This window comes from Streptomyces boluensis (assembly GCF_009908195.1).
GTDB lineage: Bacteria > Actinomycetota > Actinomycetes > Streptomycetales > Streptomycetaceae > Streptomyces > Streptomyces boluensis.
Window position 1 is genome coordinate 1 of sequence record NZ_JAAAHS010000463.1, and the last position, 5,325, is coordinate 5,325.

Consider the following 5,325-nt stretch of genomic DNA (forward strand, 5'->3'; position numbering starts at 1 on the left):
GTTCGGGTCGGCGGTCGCCGCGCTGCTGTTCCCGCGGGCGGGCGCGCTCGGCATCGTCACGTTGCGACTGGTGCTGTCGGCGGGGCTGCTGCTCGTCGTGTGCCGCCCCCGGGTGCGCGGGTACGCGCGGGCCGACTGGGCCGTGGTGTGCGGGTTCGGCATCGCGCTCGGCGGTATGAACACGCTGTTCTACCAGGCCATCGAGCGGATCCCGCTGGGCCCCGCGGTGACCCTGGAGGTGCTCGGTCCGCTCGCCCTCTCGGTGTTCACCTCGCGGCGCCTGGCCAGCCTGCTGTGGGCGGCACTAGCCCTGGCCGGTGTCTTCCTGCTCGGCGAGGGCGGCTTCGGTCAACTCAACCTGGGCGGCGTCGCGTTCGCCCTCGGCGCCGGGGCGATGTGGGCCGCGTACATCCTGATGAGCGCGCGGGCCGGGGCGCGGTTCCCGAAGGCGGACGGGCTGGCTCTCGCGATGAGTGTGGCGGCCCTGGTCAGCCTGCCGATCGGGGTGGCGAGCGCGGGCTCCGCCCTCGTCGTGCCGTCGACCCTTGCACTCGGTCTCGCGCTCGCCGCGATGTCCTCCGGACTCCCGTACTCCCTCGAACTGTTCGCGCTGCGCCGGCTGCCCGCGCCGACCTTCGCCGTACTGATGAGCCTCGCGCCCGCCATCGCCGCCATCGCCGGACTTCTCGTGCTCGGCCAGGAGTTGGCGGCCACCCAGTGGCTGGCCATCGCGTTGGTCGTCACGGCGAGCATCGGAGCCGTACGGACGGGACAGGCGAGGCGGACGGGGCCGGTGGCGGCGGCCGAGGTGGGGCCCGTGGAGCGTACGGAACCGGCGGACGGCCGGGCACCCGCGCGCGACGAGGGGTAGCGCACGCGGGCGCGCAGCGGGTGAACTGGGGAGCCGGGCAGGACGTACGGACGCCGGAAGGCCCTATCCCCACGCCGGGAGTCGAGATGCCACAAGCACCACGGAACGGTTCCGCACCGCAGGACGGACCAGCGCGCCAGAACGGTTCCGCACCGCAGAACGGGCCGGCGCGCCGGGGCGGTTCAGGGCCGCCCGAGCACCTCGATGTCCTGATCGTCGGCGCCGGGCTCTCCGGGGTCGGGGCCGCCTGTCATCTGCGGCGTTCCGCGCCGGGCAAGAGCTTCGCCGTACTGGAGGGGCGGGACGCGATCGGGGGCACCTGGGACCTGTTCCGGTACCCGGGGGTCCGCTCCGACTCGGACATGCACACCCTCGGCTACGCGTTCCGGCCGTGGACCGGTTCGCGGGCCATCGTCGACGGCGGCTCGATCCGCGCGTACATCGAGGACACCGCGCGTGCGTACGGCGTGGACCGGGCGATCCGGTTCGGGCATCGGGTGATCCGGGCCGAGTGGTCGTCGAAGGCGGCGCGCTGGACGGTGACCGTACGGACCGCTGACGGTACGGAGAAGGTGCTGACCTGCGGGTTCTTCTTCGTGTGCTCCGGCTACTACCGCTACGACGCGGGGTACACGCCGGACTTTCCCGGGATCGGGGAGTTCGCCGGGCAGGTGGTGCACCCGCAGCACTGGCCCGCCGACCTCGACCATGCCGGGAAGCGGGTCGTGGTGATCGGCAGCGGGGCCACGGCGGTGACGCTGGTGCCCGCGCTCGCCGGGACGGCCGCGCACGTGACGATGGTGCAGCGCTCGCCGAGCCATATCCTCGCGCTGCCGTCGAACGACGTGTTCGCGCGGCCGCTCGCCCGGCTGCTGCCGCGACGCGCCGCGGGCAGTGCGATGCGCTGGAAGAACGCGCTGCTCGCCCTCGCCAACTACCGGCTCAGCCGGCGCGCCCCGCGGTTCGTCAGCGGCGCCCTGCGGCGGGCCGCGCGCCGCAGGCTGCCCGCCGGGTACGACGTGGACACGCACTTCCGGCCGAGTTACGGGCCCTGGGACCAGCGCTTGTGCATCGCGCCCGACGGGGATCTGTTCACGGCGATCCGCAGCCGGCGGGCGTCCGTGGTCACCGACAGCGTCGCGGGGTTCACCCCGGCCGGGGTGCGGCTCGGCTCGGGCGAGGAGGTGCCCGCCGACGTGGTGGTGACGGCGACCGGGCTACGGCTGCTCGCCATCGGCGGGATCGCGCTGGTCGTCGACGGCGAGGAGGTCGAGATCGCGGACACCGTCGCGTACAAGGGAATGATGCTGTCCGGTGTGCCCAACTTCGCGCTCACCATCGGCTACACCAACGCCTCCTGGACGCTGAAGGCCGATCTGGTCGCCGGGTACGTCTGCCGGCTGCTCGCGCACATGGACCGCCGCGGCTACCGGACGTGCACCCCGCAACCCCCGGACGACGGCGGGGAGTTGCGCCCGCTGATCGACCTGAACTCGGGGTACGTGCGGCGCTCGGCCGACATGCTGCCCAAGCAGGGGGCGACGGCGCCGTGGCGGCTCAACCAGAACTACCCGCGTGACGTACGGCTGTTGCGCCGCGGCCCGCTGGAGGACCGCGGCATTCGTTTCGGGCGTGCGGGCGACTTCGGGCGTACGGGCGACGGCATCAACTGCTGAATTCAGCAGCTGACCTCGGGGCCGGGGCTCAGGCGGCGACCTTCGCCGTGATCCGGGCCAGCCGCTCACCCTGGTAGCGGGCCGCCTCGATGGCCGTCTCCGAGACCGGGCCGCCTCCAGAGTGCACCGTTCCGTACGGGTTGCCGCCCGCGGCGTACACCGAGGCGTCGGTGAAGCCGGGCGAGACGATCAGCGAACCCCAGTGGTGCGCGGTGTTGTAGAGCGCCAGGAGCGTCGACTCGTTGCCGCCGTGCGTGTTGTGCGCGCTGCTGAAGCCGGTGAACGGCTTGTCCTGGAACACGCCCTGCTGCCACAGGCCGCCGGTCGAGTCGATGAACTGCTTCAGCTGGGACGCGATGTTCCCGTACCGCGTCGGCGAGCCGAGCGCGTATCCGTCCGCCCAGGCCAGGTCGTCGAGCGTGGCGATCTCGACCTGGTCGTCGGTGGCGTCGACATGCGCGCGCCAGGCCGGGTTGGCGTCGATCGCGGAGGCCGGGGCGAGCTCGCCGACCCGGCGCAGGCGGACCTCGGCGCCCGCCTTCTCCGCGCCTTCGGCCAGGGCGCGCGCCAGCTCGTGCACGGTGCCGGTGGCGGAGTAGTAGACGACAGCGATCTTGGCGCTCATGGCGATCCCTTTCCCTACGGAGTCCCTGAGGAGTCCCTGAGGAGGCCCTGAGGAGGCCCCTACGGATTCCCTGCGGAGGAGAAACGGACTGTTATCCGTTTCCCGCGATGAGCCCAGTGAAGCGGATTGCTATCCGCTTCGCAAGGGGTTCCGGAACATGCCGCCGATCAAAGCGGATAGTTTTCCGGTGCCAGTCGCCGCGAGTACGCTCGCGGACATGAGCTCCGACCCGCACCGCATCGAACTGCCGCTCATCGACCAGCCGGCACCCGAGCGTGCGGACGCCGCCAGAAACCGGCGGAAGATCCTGGACGCGGCCGCCCGCCTGGTCGCGGAACAGGGCGCGCGGGCGGTCACCATGAACGCGGTCGCGCACGCCAGCGGCATCGGCGTGGGCACCGTCTACCGCCGCTTCGGTACGGTCGCGCAGCTCCTGATCGCCCTGCTCGACGATCGCGAAAAGCGGTTGCAGCAGGCCTTCCTCAGCGGCCCGCCCCCGCTCGGCCCGGACGCGCCACCCGCCGAGCGGCTGCGCTCGTTCCTGCACGCGCTCGCCAACCACACCGAGGAGTCGGAGGCCGTGACGCTGGCCGCGGAGGCCGCCGATCCGGGGGCCCGCTACCGCGGCCGGCCGTACGCGACCGTGCACACCCATGTCGCGATGCTCATCGGCCAGTTGCGCCCCGAAGCGGACGCGCCCGTACTCGCCCATCTGCTGCTCGCCCCGATGGCGCCGAGCCTGCTGCACCATCTGCGGACCGAACGCGGCTGGTCGGCCGAGCGGCTCGACGCCGCGATCGACCAACTCCTCGGCCTTGACCTCAAGTTCGATTGAGGTCCTACGTTCGCCGTATGACGACGACAGAGACCACAGAGACCACAGAGACCGCAGAGCACGACCGCGACCAGGCGTTCAGCTACTCGCACGACGATGATGGGCTGCTCGACCAGCCCATCGGGTACTGGAGTTGGGCGGCCAACAAGGCGGTGATCGACTACATCCGCGCCGGGCTCCAGGAGGTCGAGCTCACGCAGCCGCAGTGGTGGGTGCTCAATCAGGTACGGGACGGGAACCGGCGGCGCGACGAGGTGTTCACGCTGCTGCGCAACTACCTGGACGTGGGCGAGGCCCTGAACGGGGCGATCGACGACCTCATCGGCCGCGGCCTGGTCGCCACCGAGAACGCGCCAGAGGGCGGGGACGGCGAGGGCGAGGCGCTCCTCTCCCTCACCGAAAGCGGCGCCGAACGGCTCGACCGGGCCACCGAGCGCCAGCTGAAGTCGCTCGCCCGCATCCGCGAGGGCGTGTCCGACGCGGACTTCCTCACCACGATGAAGGTGCTCCAGCGGATGATCCACAACACCGACGGCAAGGCCTGGCACCACTGAACGACCCCGGCGCCCCCTAGGACCCCTAGGACCCGAGGCCCCCTGGGACCCCTAGGACCCTTAAGGGAACGGAACCCCCGTTAGGGTGGGCCCATGGCAGACGACCCCGAACCCGGCACCGTACGCCCCGGTGGCCGCACGGCCCGGGTGCGGGCCGCCGTCCTGGACGCCGCGGGCGACGCGCTCGCCGAGACCGGGTTCGCGGGCCTCGACCTGGGCGAGGTCGCGCGGCGGGCCGGCGTCGGCAAGACCACCGTGTACCGCCGCTGGGGTTCGCCCACCGCCCTGGTCGCCGACCTGCTCGCGGACATGGCCGAGCAGTCCGCCCCGCGCAGCGACACCGGCGCGCTCCTCGACGACCTGCGCGCCAACGCCCGGCTCGTCCGCGACACCCTCACCGACGCCCGGCAGGGACCGCTGTTCCGGGCGGTGATCGCGGCGGCCACCTGCGACGAGCGCACCGCCCACGCGCTGCACCGGTTCTACGAGGTCCGGGTCGCCGAGTGGACCCCCTGCGTCGAACAGGCCGTCCAGCGCGGCGAGTTGCCCCCGGACACGGACGCCCCCGAAGTCGTACGAGCCGTCTCCGCACCCCTCTACTACAGGTTCCTGGTGAGCGGCGGCGCCCTCGACGAGGCGGCGGCGGAACGCGCGGCACACGCGGCGGTCGCGGCGGCCCACGCGGGCGCGTACCGGAAAGCCTGACTCCGGGCGCCCTCAGCCGAGAAGGGCACCTCAGTCGTGCAGCGCCCCCTCCCCCTCCC

The 5,325-nt window shown here is 72.4% G+C and carries 6 protein-coding genes; 5 read left to right on the plus strand and 1 reads right to left on the minus strand.

The genetic code is table 11. The features are described 5' to 3' along the window. Both GUY60_RS33755 and GUY60_RS33760 read left to right on the plus strand, forming a co-directional pair. Positions 1-871 (plus strand): EamA family transporter (locus GUY60_RS33755; RefSeq protein WP_161704866.1); only part of this gene is annotated, 871 nt, incomplete at its 5' end. Between the two features lie 86 nt (positions 872-957). Then, positions 958-2,547: a flavin-containing monooxygenase gene (locus tag GUY60_RS33760; RefSeq protein ID WP_161704868.1), complete on the plus strand. Its 1,590-nt coding sequence runs from the start codon at positions 958-960 to the stop codon at positions 2,545-2,547. Positions 2,548-2,575: 28 nt separating this feature from the next. On the opposite strand, the gene wrbA is transcribed toward GUY60_RS33760, so the two are convergent. Further along, positions 2,576-3,172, minus strand: coding sequence for an NAD(P)H:quinone oxidoreductase (gene wrbA, locus GUY60_RS33765; protein WP_161704870.1), 597 nt, complete (start codon positions 3,170-3,172; stop codon positions 2,576-2,578). 217 nt (positions 3,173-3,389) lie between these two features. On the opposite strand from wrbA, the gene GUY60_RS33770 reads away from it, so the two are divergent. From GUY60_RS33770 to GUY60_RS33780, 3 genes are all read left to right on the plus strand, one after another. Beyond that, entirely contained in the window at positions 3,390-4,007 is a 618-nt protein-coding gene (locus GUY60_RS33770; RefSeq protein WP_161704872.1) for a TetR/AcrR family transcriptional regulator, read from the plus strand. A gap of 17 nt (positions 4,008-4,024) precedes the next feature. After that, positions 4,025-4,561: a MarR family winged helix-turn-helix transcriptional regulator gene (locus tag GUY60_RS33775; protein WP_161704873.1), complete on the plus strand. Its 537-nt coding sequence runs from the start codon at positions 4,025-4,027 to the stop codon at positions 4,559-4,561. Positions 4,562-4,654: 93 nt separating this feature from the next. Beyond that, the gene (locus GUY60_RS33780) at positions 4,655-5,266 is read left to right on the plus strand and encodes a TetR/AcrR family transcriptional regulator (RefSeq protein ID WP_161704875.1); all 612 of its coding nucleotides are present in this window, start codon (positions 4,655-4,657) and stop codon (positions 5,264-5,266) included. Positions 5,267-5,325: the final 59 nt, after the last annotated feature.